15 protein-coding genes are annotated in these 15,782 nt (G+C 62.4%); 7 read left to right on the forward strand and 8 right to left on the reverse strand.

Annotated elements, in window-relative coordinates:
* Positions 1-2 precede the first annotated feature (2 nt).
* The 3 genes from AC3A6R_RS14630 to AC3A6R_RS14640 form a co-directional block, all read right to left on the reverse strand.
* Positions 3-2,285 (reverse strand): aldehyde dehydrogenase family protein, encoded by a 2,283-nt coding sequence (locus AC3A6R_RS14630; RefSeq protein WP_487864703.1) that lies wholly within the window; start codon positions 2,283-2,285, stop codon positions 3-5.
* Positions 2,286-2,394: 109 nt separating this feature from the next.
* Complete coding sequence (locus AC3A6R_RS14635) at positions 2,395-2,721, reverse strand: DUF1330 domain-containing protein (RefSeq protein WP_487860546.1); 327 nt, start codon at positions 2,719-2,721, stop codon at positions 2,395-2,397.
* 7 nt (positions 2,722-2,728) lie between these two features.
* Positions 2,729-3,664, reverse strand: a complete 936-nt coding sequence (locus AC3A6R_RS14640; RefSeq protein ID WP_487860545.1) for an NADP-dependent oxidoreductase — start codon at positions 3,662-3,664, stop codon at positions 2,729-2,731.
* Positions 3,665-3,768: 104 nt separating this feature from the next.
* Between AC3A6R_RS14640 and AC3A6R_RS14645 the strand changes: the two genes are divergently transcribed.
* Positions 3,769-4,221 (forward strand): winged helix-turn-helix transcriptional regulator, encoded by a 453-nt coding sequence (locus AC3A6R_RS14645; protein WP_487864704.1) that lies wholly within the window; start codon positions 3,769-3,771, stop codon positions 4,219-4,221.
* A gap of 237 nt (positions 4,222-4,458) precedes the next feature.
* Here AC3A6R_RS14645 and AC3A6R_RS14650 read toward each other — a convergent pair whose 3' ends face one another.
* Positions 4,459-5,190 carry a TetR/AcrR family transcriptional regulator gene (locus AC3A6R_RS14650; RefSeq protein WP_487860543.1) on the reverse strand — a complete coding sequence of 244 codons (732 nt, stop codon included), beginning with the start codon at positions 5,188-5,190 and terminating at the stop codon, positions 4,459-4,461.
* A gap of 163 nt (positions 5,191-5,353) precedes the next feature.
* Here AC3A6R_RS14650 and AC3A6R_RS14655 point away from each other — a divergent pair, with 163 nt between their 5' ends.
* The 4 genes from AC3A6R_RS14655 (at position 5,354) to fahA (ending at position 10,171) form a co-directional block, all read left to right on the forward strand.
* Positions 5,354-6,322 carry a tripartite tricarboxylate transporter substrate binding protein gene (locus AC3A6R_RS14655; RefSeq protein ID WP_487860542.1) on the forward strand — a complete coding sequence of 323 codons (969 nt, stop codon included), beginning with the start codon at positions 5,354-5,356 and terminating at the stop codon, positions 6,320-6,322.
* The gene (locus AC3A6R_RS14660; RefSeq protein WP_487860541.1) at positions 6,322-7,095 is read left to right on the forward strand and encodes a cyclase family protein; all 774 of its coding nucleotides are present in this window, start codon (positions 6,322-6,324) and stop codon (positions 7,093-7,095) included. Before AC3A6R_RS14655 ends, AC3A6R_RS14660 begins: the two co-directional genes overlap by 1 nt.
* Positions 7,096-7,112: 17 nt before the next feature.
* Positions 7,113-8,807, forward strand: a complete 1,695-nt coding sequence (locus AC3A6R_RS14665) for a CocE/NonD family hydrolase (protein WP_487860540.1) — start codon at positions 7,113-7,115, stop codon at positions 8,805-8,807.
* 89 nt (positions 8,808-8,896) lie between these two features.
* The gene (gene fahA / locus AC3A6R_RS14670) at positions 8,897-10,171 is read left to right on the forward strand and encodes a fumarylacetoacetase (RefSeq protein WP_487860539.1); all 1,275 of its coding nucleotides are present in this window, start codon (positions 8,897-8,899) and stop codon (positions 10,169-10,171) included.
* 489 nt (positions 10,172-10,660) lie between these two features.
* Here the strand turns inward: fahA and AC3A6R_RS14675 are convergent, their stop codons facing one another.
* The 3 genes from AC3A6R_RS14675 to AC3A6R_RS14685 form a co-directional block, all read right to left on the reverse strand.
* Positions 10,661-11,125 carry a hypothetical protein gene (locus AC3A6R_RS14675; protein WP_487860538.1) on the reverse strand — a complete coding sequence of 155 codons (465 nt, stop codon included), beginning with the start codon at positions 11,123-11,125 and terminating at the stop codon, positions 10,661-10,663.
* An 89-nt stretch (positions 11,126-11,214) separates the two neighbouring features.
* On the reverse strand, positions 11,215-11,616 hold the full coding sequence (locus AC3A6R_RS14680; RefSeq protein WP_487864705.1) for a DUF2845 domain-containing protein: 402 nt from the start codon (positions 11,614-11,616) through the stop codon (positions 11,215-11,217).
* A gap of 135 nt (positions 11,617-11,751) precedes the next feature.
* Positions 11,752-12,375, reverse strand: coding sequence for a tyrosine-type recombinase/integrase (locus AC3A6R_RS14685; protein ID WP_487860536.1), 624 nt, complete (start codon positions 12,373-12,375; stop codon positions 11,752-11,754).
* Positions 12,376-12,542: 167 nt separating this feature from the next.
* Between AC3A6R_RS14685 and AC3A6R_RS14690 the strand changes: the two genes are divergently transcribed.
* Positions 12,543-13,571 (forward strand): DUF2200 family protein, encoded by a 1,029-nt coding sequence (locus tag AC3A6R_RS14690; protein ID WP_487860535.1) that lies wholly within the window; start codon positions 12,543-12,545, stop codon positions 13,569-13,571.
* A 9-nt stretch (positions 13,572-13,580) separates the two neighbouring features.
* On the opposite strand, the gene AC3A6R_RS14695 is transcribed toward AC3A6R_RS14690, so the two are convergent.
* Complete coding sequence (locus AC3A6R_RS14695) at positions 13,581-14,636, reverse strand: LacI family DNA-binding transcriptional regulator (protein ID WP_487860534.1); 1,056 nt, start codon at positions 14,634-14,636, stop codon at positions 13,581-13,583.
* Between the two features lie 123 nt (positions 14,637-14,759).
* On the opposite strand from AC3A6R_RS14695, the gene AC3A6R_RS14700 reads away from it, so the two are divergent.
* Positions 14,760-15,779, forward strand: coding sequence for a TRAP transporter substrate-binding protein (locus AC3A6R_RS14700; RefSeq protein WP_487860533.1), 1,020 nt, complete (start codon positions 14,760-14,762; stop codon positions 15,777-15,779).
* The last annotated feature ends 3 nt before the right edge of the window (positions 15,780-15,782 follow it).

The raw sequence follows: 15,782 nt of genomic DNA on the forward strand, positions 1-15,782 counted from the left end.
TGTCAGTTGCCTATGTGCGAAGTTGCCCAGTCGAGAACGAGCTCTGCATAGGTCTGCGGAGCGTCTTCCCAGACGAAATGGCCTGCGGGAACAACTTCGAGTCTTGCGTTTGGAAGCCGCTCGATCAGATACTGGCCGTTCGATACCGGAACGAATGGGTCGTCGCGCCCTGCGATCACGAGCACCGGAGTCCGAATCCTGTCAAGCCGCCCCTTCAGGCGCTCGAGTTGTTCGGGATACCGGCGCACGAAGCGTGCGGACTCGGCGTAGCGTTCTCCGCGGTAGGACTCGATGTAGTCCTGGCGCACGAATTCGGGCACGGCATAGTGATCCAGGTTGGTGAGAACACTGTTGATCAACTCCTCCGCAACGATGGCGCGAAGATTCTCGGAGGGCAACTCGATCAGATCGTGGAGGCCTGTTCCGACCTCGAGCGGAAATGACGCAGCGCCACTTCCGACCGTGATGGATGCGAACGCCTGGGGATGGTTGGCTGCGGCGAACAGTAACGCGGACGTTCCGACATCCGGGCCGACCGCATGCGGACGTGTCAGGCCGAGACGGCGAACCGCCTCGACGATGAAGTTCCCCATCGCTTCCGGCGCGATCACGTCGGGCCGCCCCTGCGACCCACCGAATCCCGGCAGGTCCAGCGCCAGCACATCGAAGCGCTCCGCGAGCGGGGCCCACATCTGCAGGTATGCCATGAGGCTCTCCGGCCAAGGACTCAGCAGCAGCAGCGTTTCCGCGCCCCGGCGTGGCGCTCGCGCGTACCGAACAGACAGGCCGTCTATCGTCGTTGTGCGCAGCTTGGCAGGGAAGCGCGAGGCCGACACCGAAGTATTTGGCTCTGTGGGCGTCGTACCTCCGAGGCCGCCACCAAGCGCCACATTGATGATTCGCACCTGCGTGAAATCCTTCAGCCCTTCCAGTCCGCCTTGCTGGCCGATGCCCGATTCCTTGGCACCGCCGAACGGCACATCAAATGGCAGCGAGACGTGCGTATTGACCCATACGGTGCCCGACTCGATGCGCGATGCGACGGCCATGCCTTTTTCGGGGTCGCCCGTCCAGATCGTGGCGCCGAGGCCGAACTTGCTGTCGTTCGCGCGACGCACGACGTCGTCGAGCTCGTCATACCCCAGCACGGGCATGAGAGGGCCAAACTGTTCCTCTACGACCAGGCGATGGTCGTCGGCGAGTCCGGTGATGATGGTCGGTGGGATGAAGTAGCCGCCGCCTTCGACGACTTCGCCACCCGCGACTATGGAGGCGGACTTCCTGGCGTCCTCGATCAGCTCTCGAACCCGGTCGTATTGCATCCTGTTCTGCAACGGCCCCATGGTGGTGGCGGGGTCCAGCCCGTCGCCGACCTTCTCCTGGTTTGCCAGCGCGACAAGTTCGGCGACGAAGCTGTCCATGATGGCGTTCGGCACATAGACACGCTTGGCCGAAAAGCAGATCTGGCCCGCGTTCAGGAAGCCGGCGGAATAGACCTTTGCGGCCGCCGCCTTGACGTCCACATCATCGAGAACGATTGCCGCATCGTTGCCGCCAAGTTCCAGCGAGGTGCGCTTGAGCGTGTCGACCGTGCTGCCCAGCACCTTCTTGCCCGTAACGGTCGAGCCCGTGAAACTGACGAAGGCGATGTCGGGATGGCTGGTCAGGATGGGGCCGAGATCGTTGCGGTCGACCAGTGTCTGGAACACGCCGGCCGGAAAAATTCCGGCGGCGACTTCCCCGAGCATCAGCGTGGTAGCCGAAGTCGTCGGCGCTGGCTTTGCGATCACGGTGTTGCCAGTGATCAAAGCCGCGCCAACCTTGGCGATCAGGATCTGCAGCGGATAATTCCACGGCGCGATGGCCGCGACCACGCCGCGTGCGAGGCGCTGCTCGATGATTTTTTCCGTTGCGTTCTCGCGGATGATCTGAGGTCTGAGCTCCAGAGACGCGTGGTACAGCAGCTGATCGATGGTCCAGTTCACTTCCCAGCGCGCTTCGGCAATGGGCTTGCCTTGTTCGCGCGTCAGCATCTGCGAGAACTCTTCACACCTTGATTTGATGCCCTCCGCGAAGCGGCGCAAATGGCTTGCGCGTTCTGCATAGCTGAGTTTGGACCAGGCAGGAAACGCACTTTTGGCCGCGGCAATTGCGCGGACGGCCTGGGATACGTCGGCGCGGGAGATGGTGATGAACGTCTTTCCGGTGGCCGGGTTGATGACGTCAAGGGACTGTTTTCCCGAAACGAGTTGTCCGTCGATGAGAAGTTTCAAGGTGTTGGGCATGGCTGTCTTTTGCGCGCCGACGGACAAGAAGCCGCGCGGCGCGCGTTGCGCAATGAGATGGGGCGACTGAAAGCGCCTGCCTGCCGCGAGGCACGGCAGCGCATGGCAGCTAGGCTGCGTTCAGGATGTCGGTGGCTTGGTGATCGATGGAGACGCCGTCTACAAGGATGACGTCCGCCACCGAGTTCGCGGTGCGCAGGGCCACGATCTTTTGGTAGGCATCGGACCCGTACCAGTTTTGCGCGCTGTTCCTGTCTGGGAATTCGATCAGAACTAGCTGGCCGTTCCAATCTCCTTCCAGCCGCTGTATTGCGCCACCGTGAACGCGGAATCGTCCCTCGTAAGGCGCGAGCGTCGCGTCAATGCGGTGGAGGTATTCGACCAGTTCGTCGTTGAAGGTTGATTGCCTGATGTGTGCGAGAGCGAAAGTGGTCATCAATTCCTCACAGCATGGTCAGAGCGATCTTGCCGGTCATCGCGCCGGCTTCTAAGGCCTGGTGCGCCTTCGCGCCTTCCGCCAGCGGGAAGCTCAAGCTCACATGCGGGATGACGAGCCCGCTCTCCGCCCAGGTGGCCAACTGCTGCAGGCCGGCGCCATCCGGCTGCACCGCAATGCTCGAAAAACGCATGCCGGCCGCCGCGGCAAGCGCAGGCATGTGCGCGTGGCTCAGTCCCAGCGCCGTGACAACGATGCCGCCGGGCGTCAACACCTTCAATGAGCGTTCTGCGCAATCGCCGCCAACCAGATCGAGCACCACGTCCACATTCTTCACGTGGCTCGTGAAATCCACCGACGTGTAGTCGATGGTTTCATCCGCACCGAGCCCACGGACGAAGGCCTCCTTGGCAACGCTCGCCGTCGCGATCACATGCGCACCCAGAGCCTTGGCGATCTGAACCGCGAGGTGACCGACGCCGCCGCCGGCGCCGTGAATCAAGACGCGTTGCGACGGGCGCAGGCGGGCGATGTCGCGCAACGCCTGCAACGCCGTCAGGCCCGACATCGCGAGCGCGGCCGCCTGCGCGTGGCTCAGGCCAGCAGGTTTGTGCCAGAGCTGGCCGGCCGGCGCCACGGCGTACTCGGCATAGGCATTGGCCGCACGCGGGAACAGCGGCATGCCGAACACCTCGTCGCCGACCTTGAAGGATGTCGTGCCGAGTTCCACTTCCTCCACCACGCCGGAAATGTCCCAGCCCGGAACAATGGGCGCGGGGCCGAGGATGGGCATCACGCCGCTGCGCGTGAAGAGATCAATTGGGTTGAGACTGGCCGCATGGATGCGTACCAGCACGTCACCGAAGTTGCGCGCGGGGCGGGGTCGCTCCTCCAGGACGAGGACTTCTGGGCCGCCGAAGCGGTGTTGTATCAGGCTTTTCATGTCGATGATTCCTACGTTGATGGCCGTTTCAGCAGCCGGTAGGGCATGATCGGTATCTGTACAAGAACTGTAAACTAGGCACCCAAACGATTGGTAGGTACCCAATGGATACTAGATTCGACGATCTAACATCCGGTCAACTTCGCAAGTTGCCACCTGGAAACGTGTTCGATTCAAACTGCCCGTCGAGGAGCGTCGTCGAGATCCTTTCCGACAAGTGGGCGGTGCTTCTTCTGTGGTCGCTCGCACCCGAACCCCTTCGTTTCGGTGAGCTTCGTCGTCGGTTGGACGGCGTGACTCAAAAGATGTTGACGCAGACGCTCCGCTCGTTGGAGCGCAATGGTCTGGTGTCTCGCACCGTGTACGCCACCACGCCGCCCAGCGTGGAATACGCGTTGCTGCCTTTAGGGACCAGCGTTTCGGAAATTTCGGAGCAAATGTGTGTCTGGGCGCAAGATCACATCAAGGAGGTGATCCTGGCTAGGCAGGCATACGACAAGGGACTCGAAGGGCCGGTCGGAATTTCAAAAGTGGTGGCGGGCCAGCGTATTCAATAGGAGCCCTGCTTCAGACTTTTGGCATCGCCAGAATGTCTGCTTTCTCGATGGAGAAACTTCTGCTTCGGGCCCCCAAGCGGAAGTCGGTTTCCCACGGAAGCGGTCATCAGTGCTCGGCTTCAGCGAAGTTGTCAAAGTTATCGGGACCAGAACGTCTCATGCCCTCTTTTACGGTCAGCGAAACGGGGCTGCACGCCGCGACCGCTCGACAAAGGGCAGCTTGCCGGAAGCGTGCCCCTACGAGGAAGCCGCCACCCGGATTCCGCCAACGACGAAGTCAACAAGGGCATTCGCAACGGCCTGCGTGTCCGTTGTCCCAGCCTTTGTGCCGGAGAGGCGATGGAGCCGACTCGGTCGACCCCTGTCGGTCAAGAAGAGCACGACGGTACTGACCATCAGCATGTAGCGCAGGTACATCAGGCTCAACGGAATTTCAGGCACTGCGTCGTGGAGCGCCGCTACGAACTGCTTGGCCATCGGGTCAAAGTGCTTCTTGATGACCCGCTCCGTCATCGCCGAAGGGGAAAGACGATGCTTCAGGATCAACTGTGCAAGCAATTGACCTTCAGTTGCTGCGCTATCCCCGACATACGGAGCGACAAAGGCCTTGACGATCGCAGTCACTTCGGGGCGCGTACCCGCTGTACCTGCCGCAGCTGTGATCTCTTTCAGGGCCAGGGTCCGGCGCTTGTTGACGCGCGATGAAAGCTCATCAAAAAGGGCCTCAGCCAGCGCTTCGGTGCTTCCGAAGTGGTAGTGGATCGCCGCAACGTTGACACCCGCATGGCTGGTCAGAGTTCGCACAGGCACCCCGTCTATGCCTTTTTCGGCGTAGAGGGCCAAAGCGGAATCGAGGATCTTCTGCCGGGTGAGGCGATCGGATGAAGGGGGTGTTCGTCCTGGCATGTCCAAGCGAGGCAAAGGAATTGGGTCAATACGTGCCACGGCAGTGCGGCGCGCGATGGTCATGGGCATTCTGCATCATCGAGTCAATCACTTGTTTCAATCGCGCAAGCTGATTCGGAGATGCGTAGAAACACTTGATTGAAACAGATGTTTTATTTGTCTAGAATGCGCCCGTTACCGGCTTTCGGCCTAGTCAGCGCCGGCCGGTGCCATAGGAGACAAGCCCATGTTGAATCGAAGAGAGGCGCTTGCAGGCGTTGCAGTCGCGCTTGCAGCGCCCACGTCTAAAGCGGCGACGACGGATCTGCCCGAGATGATGAGGATCGTGATGCCGTTCCCTGCCGGCGGCGCCCTCGACGGGATGACGCGCATCTTCGCCGACACCTATCAAAAGGTGACCGGTCGGCAGTGCATCGTTGACAACAAACCGGGCGCGGCCACCACTATCGGTGCGTCGGAGGTGTCGCGTGCGAAACCCGACGGCTCCGTGGTGCTCTGGACCACCGGGGGGCACCTGACGAACGGGGTGCTGATGAAGAAGCTGCCGTACAACCCGATCGATGGCTTTACCCCCTTGTCGATGGTGTACTCGACCTACGGCTTCGCGCTGTTGCACCGGGCGAACGGACCCTTCAATACCCTCGCGGAGTTCGTAGCCGCAGCAAAGAAGCAACCTGGCAAGCTGAGCTACGCGTCAGCGGGGAATGGAAACACGACGCATGTGGTCGGTGCCCTGTTCGCCAAGCAGGCCGGCATCGACCTGATCCACGTCCCCTACAAAGGAACGCCTCTCACGGATCTGATCAGTGGTGTCGTGGACGTCTCGTTCATCGCGCCATCGTCGGTGATGCAGTACATCGAGGCCGAGAAGATCAAGGCGCTCGCGATCACGGGGGCGCAGCGCGCAGAGACGCTGCCGACCGTGCCTACGTTCGCCGAGTTGGGTATGCCCGATATCGACATTCCCGCGTGGATCGGCATGCTTGCGCCGCCGAAGATGCCGCCCCAGGTGCTGGCTTCACTCTACGAAGGCGTCGCGAAGACGCTGGCTGACCCTGGCTTCAAGGAAAAAATGGTCACGTTCGGCAACAAGGTCTCGGGTATGCCGCCTGACCGATTCAAGGCTTATCTCGAAAAGGAGTTCGCTCGCTACCAGCGCATCCTGCCTCCACTCGGCATCGAAATGGATTCGTGATGTTCAAGAAAATCGTCGACCTTTCCATCTTTCTCGAGAACGAAGTGATTTCGGATCCACCAGCGTTTGCGCCGAAGATCCACTACATGAACCACACGGAAAGCTTCAGCCGATTGGCGCAGTTTTTCCCCGGGCTCAAGGCGGGAGACCTGCCCGACGGCGAAGCGTGGGCGGTGGAAAAAGTGGAGCTCAGCACCCACAACGGCACGCACCTCGATGCACCGTGGCACTTTGCATCCACGATGAACCATGGTGAGCCGGCGATCACCATCGACGAGGTACCTCTTGAATGGTGCCTCCAACCAGGGGTGAAGCTTGACTTCCGTCATTTCGAGGACGGCTATGTAGTGCAAGCAGAAGACGTCGCGGCAGAGTTGAGGCGCATCGGCCACACGCTGAAGCCGCTGGAGATCGTGGTCATCAACACGCGCGCGGGCAGCCGCTACGGCAAGCCGGATTTTGTGCAGGCAGGGTGTGGCATGGGTTATGGCGCAACGATGTACCTGCTCGAGCGTGGTGTCCGCGTGACCGGTACGGACGCTTGGAGTTGGGACGCCCCCTTTGTGTACACCGCCGAGCGCTACAAGCAAGACAAAGACCCGGCAGTGATCTGGGAGGGTCATAAGGCAGGCCGCGACATCGGCTACTGCCACCTTGAGAAGTTGCACAACCTGGAAGTGTTGCCGCCGAACGGGTTCTTCCTGTCCTGCTTTCCGGCCAAGATCCGCGGCGGCTCGGCGGGCTGGACGCGCGCAGTCGCACTGTTTCAGTGACATAGATCGGAAGACCCATGATCTTTGAAAAGAATGTACCGATCCGCCTGCGCGACGGCGCGGTCCTCAAGGCGAACGTTTTCCGTCCGGACGGGGACACACCCGTGCCGGTCCTGATGACGCACGGCCCCTATGGCAAAGACGCGCATTTCGAGGATGCCTTCAAGCCGCAGTGGGACGAACTGAAACGCTTGTACCCGGGTATCGACACGGAAGGCAGTTCCGGAAAGTACCTGCGCTGGGAGGTGGCCGATCCAGAGCGCTGGGTTCCTTGGGGCTATGCGATCGTGGTCGTCGACAGCCGGGGCGCTGGCGAGTCGCCAGGCAAGCTGTGGGTGTGGTCGCCGCAGGAAGTAGACGACTACGCAGACTGCATCGAATGGGCGGGCGTGCAGGGATGGTCGAGCGGCAAGGTGGGCCTCCTTGGCATCTCGTACTACGCGATGAATCAGTGGCAGGTCGCCGCACGTCGTCCTGCTCATCTGGCGGCAATCTGCCCGTGGGAAGGGGCCAGCGACATGTACCGCGATGCCAGTCATCACGGCGGGATCTTCGGCAATTTCTTCTTCGAACTCTGGTTCCCCAAGCAGATCCTTTCAGTGCAGAACGGCAACGCGGACAGTCCTTACATCGACCGGGAGACGGGTACAACGAGCACCGGCGAGGCGTTGGGCGCTGACGCTCTGCGCTCGAACCGGGTGGATGTCATCGATGAGTTCAGGTCGCATCCGCTCGTCGACGACTGGTACGCCGCTAGATCATCGAAGCTCGCGGACATCGAGGTGCCGGTCCTGTCCGCAGGAAACTGGGGCGGCATGGGGCTGCATCTTCGCGGCAACGTGCAGGGCTTCCTTGGTGCAGGTTCGCGGCAGAAGTGGCTGCAGATGCACGGTGGCACGCATTGGGAATCCTTCTATCTGCCGGAATACGTGCAGATGCAAAAGCGCTTTTTCGACAGGTTCTTGAAGGATGAGCCCAACGGATGGGACGAACAACCTCCTGTCATGCTGGAGGTGCGCCATCCGGACCGGTACGAGCAGCGCTTTGAACATGAATGGCCCATCGCTCGAACGCAATGGACCAAGCTTTACCTTGATGCCCAGGCGGGCAAGCTGGCGTCCGAGCCCTTCGGTTTGATCGCTACAGCTTCGTACTCTGCGCCAGGGCGCGGTGTCGAGTTCGTGAGCTCTCCGATGGAGGCACCGACAGAGTTCACCGGACCGCTATCACTGGTCGTGTGGATTCGCTCAAGCACCAAGGACATGGATCTTTTCGTCACTGTCCGAGCGTATGACCCAGATGGCGGCGAAGTGCTCTTCCGAGGCGCGACGGATCCACAGGTGCCTGTCGCGCAAGGGTGGCTGCGCGCTTCGCACCGCAAGACCGACCCCGCGCGGTCAAGGCCGGGGCAGCCGTTTCACACGCATACCGAAATCGAGCCGTTAACACCAGGCGAAGATTACCGGGTGGAGGTGGAAATCTGGCCCACGTCCATCGTGCTACCACGACGGTATCGGCTTGCAGTGCGCGTTGACGCGCAAGATTTCGAACGCGAGGGCGCGACGGAGCCGCGCAAAGGGTCAGGGCCGTTCCTGCATACCGACCCGCTGGATCGCAAGCCTGATCTCTTCGGCGGCGAGAACACCATCCTCACTGGCGGTCGCTACGACTCGCACCTGATGTTGCCGCTAATCCCCTCCCGCGACCACTGAAGCCCTTTTCCCGGTCGCTCCCCGTTGCCGGGGGCGGACCCGGGTGCCGGCTCGCGAGCAAACAGCACACTCGACCACCAAGGACCACCTTGACCGCCCCGTTCAATACGAACTCGCCTGACCTCGTCAGTTGGGTTGAGAGCGCCAATGCGCCCGACACTCCATTTCCCATTCAGAACTTGCCCTATGGCAGGTTCCGACGGGATGCATCCGATCCGTGGTCGATCGGCGTAGCCATCGGTGATCAAGTCTTGGACGTGCACGGCGCCGGGCTTTTCCACAGTTCGGAGATGGGCGACTGGCTGACATTGGCCAGCGCCCAGCGACATACGCTGCGGCAGGCGATCTCGAAGGCCCTTCTGCGCGGCAACGTCGACCGCGCGCGCATCGCGTCATGGCTGGCTCCGATCAGTGATGTCGAACTGGGCCTGCCTTGCGACATTCGCCACTACAGCGATTTCTTCATCGGCATCCATCACGCGGCCAACACCGGCCGCCTTTCGCGACCTGACACCCCGCTGTTGCCCAACTACCGGTGGGTCCCCATCGGGTATCACGGACGTGCGTCCTCCATACAAGTCAGCGGGCGCGGTTTCGCGCGACCCAACGGGCAGGTGAAGCCTGCAGGTGCCGAGGTGCCCTCGATGCAGCAGAGCGACCGCTTGGATTTCGAACTGGAGATGGGCATCGTCATTGGCCGAGGCAATGAACAAGGCGATGCGATCCCCATCGACGACGCCGAGGAGCACATTGCAGGGCTGACGCTCCTGAACGACTGGAGCGCACGTGATCTCCAGGCTTGGGAGGCGCAGCCGCTGGGGCCATTCCTCGCGAAGAGTTTCGCCACGACACTGTCGCCATGGATCGTGACGCTGGAGGCTCTGGCGCCATTCCGCACACCTTTCGTTCGGTCACCCGATGAGCCTCAGCCGCTGCCATACCTGGAAAGCCAATCGGGCCGTGAAATCGGTGCAATCGATGTGACGCTCGAGGTCTGGCTACAAACGCCGCAGATGCGGGCTCGGGGTCAGAGCGGCGACTGCATCGTTCGCACCGGCCTCGCCCAGGCGGCGTATTGGACGGTGGCTCAACTCGTGACACACCACACCGTCAACGGCTGCAACCTGATGTCGGGCGATCTGCTTGGAACGGGGACGCTGTCCGGCGAGGGCGCCGGTCAGGCGGCGTGTCTGCTGGAAATCACACAAGGTGGAAGGCATCCACTGCTACTGTCAAATGGTGAGGAGCGTCTCTTCCTGCACGATGACGACACGGTGACACTGCGAGGCTACTGCGAGCGCCCGGGACGCCGTCGGATCGGTTTCGGAGACTGCACAGCGACCGTGCGCAAGGGGAGGCCATAACTTGCTGGAGAACGTCTGGGTTCAGCCACTGGCAGGGCGCAACGACCGGCCGATTCGGGCCGGCTGGAGCCGGCGGCGTGCTACCTTTCAGGCGGACACGGCTCGTTGGAATCATAGATGGACGAATGGCTCAAAAAGCAAGCACCGCTCGACGCAACGGTAGCGATGCCCTCATTGCTGCGACCCCGGAATGGTGCAAGTCGGCGAGCCTTGTCGCCGACCGGGAACAGCAAGGCTCGAAGGAGCGGATGACCATTGTCATCACGTCGCCAGACGGGCTGCCCGAGCCCGTTAGCCCGACCGAGGCAATCTATTCGAGCCTCTACGCTCTCGCCGACCTATTCCGTGAGCGTGGGACCGTTTGGCGCTCTGCGTCGTGCTGCGTCAACCAGACGGACGGCGGCGACGGAAGTACTCGGTCCAGTTCACCTACTAGCGAACTGGAGGGGGAAGTCGACCGTCGGCTTCTGGCCGCTCCCTGCCCTTTGGTCAGACCGAACGCTGCTTCAGCACGGTCGGCTCACCAGGAGAACCTAACCAGAGTTGAACAAGGTAATGATCGTTGCCGTCGAGACCGTCCGCCGACAGCGTACTTAGCCCAGAAGATGACAGCCTGACTCGATAGATGCCCGGCTTCAGCGGAATGCGATCAGCATCGGGGAAATAATCGGTGCAGCCGGCGACCACCAGAGGGCCTGTGGTGACGACCAACGCCCCTTCAACGACATGGTCGAAGTCTGCGAGGTTATGGGGAGGCTCTGCATCATGGACCTCAAGCGTGACAGGGACGTCCATGTTGCGAGCGGTGCCAATGCCAATCATCCCGGTCGCGACTACAAACATCCGCTCCGTTGCTGCCTCGTCCCAAGCTTCTCCCAGGTTTGCGTCCGCAGCCTCGTCCTGGAGATAGAACTGGAAATAGTCAGCGAAAAGTTCAAGGTCGTAGGATTTCATTGAGCGTCTGCTTTCGACCCAATTTTGTTTGGAACCGCGTACGTCCGGTTCTGGCCGGTTGCAGCCGCCAGCGTGGCGCCCCGCGGCCCTCATCGGTTGCGGTCGCCGTCGCGCACGGATTCGATTGCGCCGTTGTAGATGCGAACAACTCCGAAGAACGTGCCTGGTCCCCGGTCGTATGTCCACTCCTCCATGGGAACGCACTGATTCGCGAGAATCGCACCAGGACTTCCCGCGCGATAAGGCGTCACCACCCAGCCTAGCTGCAGCATCGGGACGCAAACGCCCTGGCGATAGACCGGTTCGCCGCACTTTTGAAGCAACGACACGGGCGAGTCACCCTTGCTCACGAGTGCCCCGTTGCAACCCATGGACTGGGACGCTTCAACGGATGGAACAAGCACGGCTGCAAATGCCGCTATGAGCCAATGGGCCCAGCGGGAAGGGCGCAATGCCGCAGGCTGGTGAGAAGGGATTTTCATGCTGGTCATCAAAGCAACGCTGTGCTCCTCACTCTACCCCCACTGTCGAGGTGTTTTTTTGGTCGCTTGAGCGGAGTTCAGATGACTGCTTCTGGCCGCATTCTGCCCTCTCCAGCGCCCCGTCGCTCCGGGGCGCCAGAGAGGTCAGGCTTCCGTCTGTTCGGCTATTTCCAAGGCGTCTTCAACTTCGATCCCAAGGTAGCGCACGGTACTTTCAAGCTTGGTGTGCCCGAGCAACAGTTGCACTGCGCGAAGGTTCCTGGTGCGGCGGTAGACCAAGGAAGCCTTGGTCCTGCGCATCGAGTGGGTGCCGTAGTCGGAAGAGTCAAGGCCGATCTCCTCCACCCAACGGTCGACGATGCGCGCGTACTGCCGTGTCCCGAGGTGTGGCGACGCATGAACCCGGCTAGGAAAAAGGAAGTCTTCGGGACGAAGATGCGCCGAATGAATCCAACCCGACACCGCAGTGCGGGTTGGCTCGGTGAGTTCGAACTGGACCGGTCGTCCGGTCTTCTGCTGGATCACGTTCGCGCGGGCCGCCGGCCTATCGCCATTGGCCACGTCGCGCACTCGTAGCTTGACCAGATCGCATGCTCGAAGCTTGCTGTCGATACCGAGGTTGAAGAGCGCAAGGTCGCGGGTCCGGCATGACAACTGGAGCCGTGTCCGGATCGCCCAGATTTCCTTTAGCTTGAATGGCCGCTTCTGCCCGACGAGTTTGTCCTTGTTCCAGGGGGAGCGCGGTGCGGCGATTGTGCAAGCGTCCATGTCGATCTCCTGTGCAGTTTAGGGACCGAAACTTTGCGCCAGGGGTCTCAGTTGGGCTCGCTGCTGCGGTCTCCCGATACTTTCCAAAGCTGCAGTCATCGCGCAAAAGCCAAGAGACATCTCCTGCCCCACATTCTCAAGCCAGGCACGCTCAATAAAATCCAGCCATGTCCGCCGCTTTGGTTCCACGCCCCCAGTGCACCGCTTGCCTGCGCCCGCTCAGCGCCTGCATTTGCCGCTGGGTCGCGCCCACCGCCCACGCAGTGGAGGTACTGGTGCTGCAACACCCGCTGGAGGTACAACAGGCCAAAGGCAGTGCCCGCCTGCTGCACCTCAGCTTGGCGCACTGCCGCGTGGTGGTGGGCGAGGCATTTGCCGCGCCCGTCTGGCCAGTGGACGGCAAGCACACGCTGCTGCTGTACCCGGACAGTCTGCAAGATACCGCCCCGGACCTGCCGGTCCCACCCGCGCTACCGCCCGAGTGGCCGCACGCCCTGTCGCGCCTGCGCCTGATCGTGCTGGACGGCACCTGGCGCAAAAGCCGAAAGATGCTCTACCAAAGCCCGCCACTGCAACAGTTGCCCCGCTTGGCCCTGCACAACCTGCCGCCTTCGCACTACCGTATCCGCAAAGCCCATCGGCCCGACCAACTGTCCACGCTGGAAGCGACCTGCTACGCCTTGTGCCAACTGGAAGGCGATGCGGCCCGGTTCCAGCCCTTGTTGAATGCCTTCGACGGCTTTGTAGAGTACTTGGAGCAGGCTGGCGGGCGTCGCCCGGCACTCGAGTTCGCCGATGATGCCGGAGAATGTCGTCTCGACGGTTGGAATCCAGGAGGACCCACGATGGCAACCCATCGAATTTTCACGACGCCGTTCGCGAAGGTGTACCCGATGTACGTCCAGAAAGCGCAGCGCAAGAACCGCACGCAGGAAGAAGTCGACCAGGTGATTCGTTGGCTCACCGGCTACGACCAGGCAGGGCTCCGGCAGCAGATCGCGCAACAGAACGACTTCGAAACCTTCTTCCGCGAGGCACCGGCCCTGCATCCGAACATTGCGCTGATCAAGGGCGTGGTCTGCGGTGTCCGCGTCGAGGAGATCGACGATCCGTTGATGCAGAAGATCCGCTACCTCGACAAGCTGGTCGACGAACTGGCCAAGGGCAAGCCGATGGAGAAGATCCTGCGCACGTAGCCCGCCGCGCTACGGCAGGTTCTCCCTGAAGATCACCTGGCTGCGCGTGGTCTCCACGCCGCCGAGCGCCTCGCGCCCGTCGCGCAGGTTGGCGAAGATGCGCACGCAGTTCATCAGCGTGGTGTGCGGGCTCTGGGTGATCACGGCGTCCATGCTGCCGTCGATGAGCAGCGTGCGCGTGTCGGGCGTGAGCCCGTGTCCGATGAAGACCACCTTCTGCTCGCGCCCCGCTTCCTTCAGCGCGAGCGCCACGCCGTCGGAGGCGCCGCCGATGTTGTAGATGCCGCCCATGTCGGGGTGCTGCTCGAGCAGCGCGCGCGTCTGGCGGTAGTTCTTGCCGGCGTCGTCCTGCCCTTCGCGCAAACCGACCACCTCGAGCTTCGGAAACATCTCGTCGATCACGTGCAGGAAGCCCGCCTCGCGCTCCTCGTGCGCCTTGTAGCTCAGGCTGCCCGCAATGAGCGCCACCTTGGCGGCACGCGCGCCGATGAAGCGGCCGATGAGGTAGCCCGCAGTGCGGCCGGCCGCGCGGTTGTCGAGCCCCACGAACGCGGCCCGCTCCGAATTCGACAGGTCCGAGATCAGCGTGACCACCGGCAGGCCGCGCGCCGCCAGTGCGGCCACGGCCTCGCGCACCGCCGGATGCTCGAGCGCCATCATCGCGATGCCGTCGCAGCGCTGGCCGTGGCGCCGCAGCGCATCGGCCAGTTCGTGTGGGTTGAAGCTCTCGATGAACACGGTGCGGCACTGCACGTTGAACGGCGCCCAGTGCTCCTGCGAATAACCCACCATGTCGCCCAGCATCCGGATGAAGCGGTTCGTACCGGCCGGTAGCAGGAACACCAGCCGCAGCGGCGGCGGCGTGAGTGCGGCATAGAGCGCGGGGCCGGGCAGGTAGTCGAGCTCGCCCGCTGCCTTGAGCACGCGCTGCACGGTGGCGTCGCGCACGCCGGGGCGCCGGTTGAGCACGCGGTCGACGGTGGCGGTCGACACCTGGGCCGCACGGGCGATGTCAACCACGCGGGCGCGGCGCGCATCGGAAGGAGCTGAAGGGTTATCCCGCATACATCAAAAACCATCAGACTTGAGTTTGACCCGAATGATGCATGGTTTTATCTTCGCCGTGGCCCGAGCAATCCTATACATCAGATTGCATCAACCGATTTCCGAAGATCCTGGAGACAAAACATGACCTCGCTGACCCGTCGCAGTGCCTTGCGCACGCTTTCCGCCCTGCCGGCCGCCGGCATCGTCTCGGCCGTGCCGCGCATCGCCCGCGCAGCCGAGTTCTCGTACAAGTACGGCAACAACCTGCCGCTGAGCCATCCGCTGAACGTCCGCGCGCAGGAAGCGGCCGAACGCATTGCCAAGGAAACCAAGGGCCGGGTCGAGATCAAGATCTTCCCCAACAACCAGCTGGGCGGCGACACCGACATGCTGGCGCAGGTGCGCTCGGGCGGCATCGAGTTCTTCACGCCCTCGGCACTGGTGATCGCGACGCTGGTGCCGGTGGCGGCCATCAATGCGGTGGGCTTCGCCTTCAACGACTACAGCCAGGTGTGGGCCGCGATGGACGGCAAGCTCGGCGCCCACGTGCGCGGTGCCATCGCCAAGTCGCGCCTCTACGCCTTCGAGAAGATGTGGGACAACGGCTTTCGCCAGACCACGAGCAGCAAGGCCGCGGTCGCGAATGCGCAGGACATGGACGGGCTGAAGATCCGCGTGCCGGTGAGCCCGCTGTCGATCTCGATGTTCAAGGGCCTGGGCGCCGCGCCCGCGAGCCTGCAGTTCAGCGAGGTGTATTCGGCGCTGCAGACCAAGATCGTCGATGCGCAGGAGAACCCGCTGCCGATCATCCAGGTGGCCAAGCTGTTCGAGGTGCAGAAGTTCTGCTCGCTCACCAACCACATCTGGGATGGCTACTGGTTCATTGCCAACGGACGCGCCTGGCAGGCCCTGCCCGACGACCTGAAGGCCATCGTGGCGCGCGCCATCAACGACGCCGGCATGCAGCAGCGCGACGACATCAAGAAGCTCAACGAATCGGTGGTCGGCGACCTGCAGGCCAAGGGCCTCGCCATCAACCGGCCCGCGGCCGACAGCTTTCGCGCCAAGCTGCGCGAGTCGGGCTTCTACGGCGAGTGGAAGGGCCGCTTCGGCGCCGAGGCGTGGGCGCTGCTCGAAGGCACCGTCGGCAAGCTGGCCTGATCC

The sequence above is a fragment of the Variovorax sp. Soil_C_19 genome (assembly GCF_057657255.1).

What these genes read in the sequence shown, in the direction of transcription:
- AC3A6R_RS14660 (WP_487860541.1), top strand. Translation starts at nt 6,322, where the DNA reads ATGTTCAAGAAAATCGTCGACCTTTCCATCTTTCTCGAGAACGAAGTG.
- AC3A6R_RS14635 (WP_487860546.1), bottom strand. Translation starts at nt 2,721, where the DNA reads ATGACCACTTTCGCTCTCGCACACATCAGGCAATCAACCTTCAACGAC.
- AC3A6R_RS14655 (WP_487860542.1), top strand. Translation starts at nt 5,354, where the DNA reads ATGTTGAATCGAAGAGAGGCGCTTGCAGGCGTTGCAGTCGCGCTTGCA.
- AC3A6R_RS14650 (WP_487860543.1), bottom strand. Translation starts at nt 5,190, where the DNA reads ATGACCATCGCGCGCCGCACTGCCGTGGCACGTATTGACCCAATTCCT.
- AC3A6R_RS14685 (WP_487860536.1), bottom strand. Translation starts at nt 12,375, where the DNA reads ATGGACGCTTGCACAATCGCCGCACCGCGCTCCCCCTGGAACAAGGAC.
- AC3A6R_RS14695 (WP_487860534.1), bottom strand. Translation starts at nt 14,636, where the DNA reads ATGCGGGATAACCCTTCAGCTCCTTCCGATGCGCGCCGCGCCCGCGTG.
- AC3A6R_RS14665 (WP_487860540.1), top strand. Translation starts at nt 7,113, where the DNA reads ATGATCTTTGAAAAGAATGTACCGATCCGCCTGCGCGACGGCGCGGTC.
- AC3A6R_RS14645 (WP_487864704.1), top strand. Translation starts at nt 3,769, where the DNA reads ATGGATACTAGATTCGACGATCTAACATCCGGTCAACTTCGCAAGTTG.
- AC3A6R_RS14630 (WP_487864703.1), bottom strand. Translation starts at nt 2,285, where the DNA reads ATGCCCAACACCTTGAAACTTCTCATCGACGGACAACTCGTTTCGGGA.
- AC3A6R_RS14700 (WP_487860533.1), top strand. Translation starts at nt 14,760, where the DNA reads ATGACCTCGCTGACCCGTCGCAGTGCCTTGCGCACGCTTTCCGCCCTG.
- AC3A6R_RS14690 (WP_487860535.1), top strand. Translation starts at nt 12,543, where the DNA reads ATGTCCGCCGCTTTGGTTCCACGCCCCCAGTGCACCGCTTGCCTGCGC.
- AC3A6R_RS14675 (WP_487860538.1), bottom strand. Translation starts at nt 11,125, where the DNA reads ATGAAATCCTACGACCTTGAACTTTTCGCTGACTATTTCCAGTTCTAT.
- AC3A6R_RS14640 (WP_487860545.1), bottom strand. Translation starts at nt 3,664, where the DNA reads ATGAAAAGCCTGATACAACACCGCTTCGGCGGCCCAGAAGTCCTCGTC.
- AC3A6R_RS14680 (WP_487864705.1), bottom strand. Translation starts at nt 11,616, where the DNA reads ATGACCAGCATGAAAATCCCTTCTCACCAGCCTGCGGCATTGCGCCCT.